This is a genomic window from Micromonospora sp. NPDC004336, assembly GCF_053602615.1.
This window is the reverse complement of the sequence record NZ_JBSGDY010000353.1, coordinates 1-1984: the sequence shown is the minus strand read 5'-3', so window position 1 is coordinate 1984 and position 1984 is coordinate 1. Positions and strand designations below refer to the sequence as shown.

Here is a 1984-nt window from a genome sequence, read left to right as displayed (position 1 = left end):
GCACCCAGGCAGCAGCCGCAGCCGAAGGCGGCACCCAGGCAGCAGCCGCAGCCGAAGGCGGCACCCAGGCAGCAGCCGCAGCCGAAGGCGGCACCCAGGCAGCAGCCGCAGCCGAAGGCGGCACCGAAGCGGCAGCCGCTGCCGACGGCGGGGCGGGCGGAGGCGGGGCGGTGGGGGCGGGGCGGTTCACAGGTCGGGCCGTCCGTCGTCCGGGGTGGAGGCGAGGGCGTGAAAGCGCCGGGCGATCCGGCCCGCCCCGTACGCGAGCCGCCCCGCCTCGACCGCGTGCCGCATGGCGGTGGCCATCGCCACCGGGTCGGCGGCGCGCGTGACCGCGCTGGCGAGCAGCACCGCGTCGCAGCCCAGCTCCATCGCCAGCGCCGCGTCCGAGGCGGTGCCGATGCCGGCGTCCAGGATCACCGGCACGTCGACGCTCTGCCTGATCAGCCGGATGTGGTGCGGGTTCGACACGCCCAGGCCGGAGCCGATGGGCGCACCCGCCGGCATCACCGCCGCGCAGCCGACGTCGGCCAGCCGGCGCGCGAGGATCGGGTCGTCGGAGGTGTACGGCAGCACCACGAACCCGTCGTCGACGAGTTCCTCGGCGGCGCGCAGCAGTTCCACCCCGTCGGGCAGCAGCGTGCGCTCGTCGCCGATGACCTCCAGCTTCACCCAGTCGGTGCCGAACGCCTCCCGGGCCAGGTGCGCCACCTTGACGGCCTCGCCCGCCGTGTAGCAGCCGGCGGTGTTCGGCAGCAGCCGTACGCCGCAGCGGTCCAGCAGGTCCAGCAGGCCGCCGGCGGTGCCGGGGGCGGTGTCCACCCGGCGCAGGGCCAGGGTGACCAGTTCGGTGCCGGAGGCGCGGATGGCGTCCTCCAGCACGCGCAGGTTGGCCGCGCCGCCGGTGCCGAGGATCAGCCGGGACGCGAAGCTCACCCCGCCGACGTCGAAGCTCACCGCGTCACCCGCCCTGGGCGGCGCTGAGCACCTCGACGCGGTCGCCGTCGCGCAGCACGGTCGCCGGCCAGCCGGTACGCGGCACGACCTCCCCGTTGACCGCGACGGCGAGGCCGCGCTGCTGGTCGGTGACCGCGCGGACCACGTCCGCCACGGTCGAGCCGCCGGGCACGCTGCGCCCGGTGCCGTTCACCGTCAGTTCCACGTGTGCTCCTCCTCGGGTGCGAACGCTCCGGGACCGGTCCGGCCGCCACCGGGCGCGGCCGGCGCAACACCGGCGGCCGGCCCGACATCGGGCGCGGCCGGCACGACACCAGCGGCGGGCCCGGTGTCGGGTGCGGCTGGCACGACACCGGCGGCCGGCCCGACATCGGGCGCGGCTGGCACGAACCGGGCGGGGGTGAAGGGGGCGAGCAGCGGGTCCGGCGTGCCCGTGACGACCAGATCGGCGATCAGGTCGGCGGTGACGGGGGTGAGCACGATGCCGTGCCGGTGGTGCCCGGTCGCGGCGAGCACGCCCGGCCGGCCCGGCAGCGGCCCGAGGATCGGGGCGTTGTCCGGGGTGCCGGGGCGCAGGCCGGCGAGCGTCTCGACCAGGTCGTACTCGGCCAGTTCCGGCAGCAGGTCGACGGCGGCGCGGAGCAGGCGCAGCACCGCGCCGGCGGAGACGTCGGTGTCGGTGCGCTCCTCGACGGTCGCACCCACCACCACCTCCCCGTCCTCGCGGGGCACGAGATAGACGTGCTCGCCGTCGGCGTACCCCCGGATGACGTGCCGGAAGCCCGGCGCGACGCCGCCGGGCGCGCGGAGCCGCAGCACCTGCCCCTTCACCGGCCGCACCGGCAGCCCGGTCAGGGCCGCCGCGCCGCAACCGGCCGCGACGACCGTGACGCGCGCGTCCACGTCGGCCAGCCGCCGCACGGCGGTCGGCGCCAGCGTGGCGCCGGCCCGCTCGGCGGCGGTGCGCAGCGCCGGCACGAGCCGGCGCGGGTCGACCTGGTGGTCGGTGGCGGCGAGCGCGCCGCCG

The 1984-nt window shown here is 77.8% G+C and carries 3 protein-coding genes; all 3 read right to left on the bottom strand.

The window, feature by feature from the left end:
• Window positions 1-186: 186 nt before the first annotated feature.
• Window positions 187-957, bottom strand: a complete 771-nt coding sequence (locus tag ACWENR_RS30660) for a thiazole synthase (RefSeq protein WP_452280422.1) — start codon at window positions 955-957, stop codon at window positions 187-189.
• A 4-nt stretch (window positions 958-961) separates the two neighbouring features.
• Window positions 962-1162 (bottom strand): sulfur carrier protein ThiS, encoded by a 201-nt coding sequence (gene thiS / locus ACWENR_RS30655; protein WP_091102631.1) that lies wholly within the window; start codon window positions 1160-1162, stop codon window positions 962-964.
• Window positions 1153-1984 (bottom strand): FAD-dependent oxidoreductase (locus ACWENR_RS30650; RefSeq protein WP_452280421.1); only part of this gene is annotated, 832 nt, incomplete at its 5' end. The genes thiS and ACWENR_RS30650, both read right to left, overlap by 10 nt.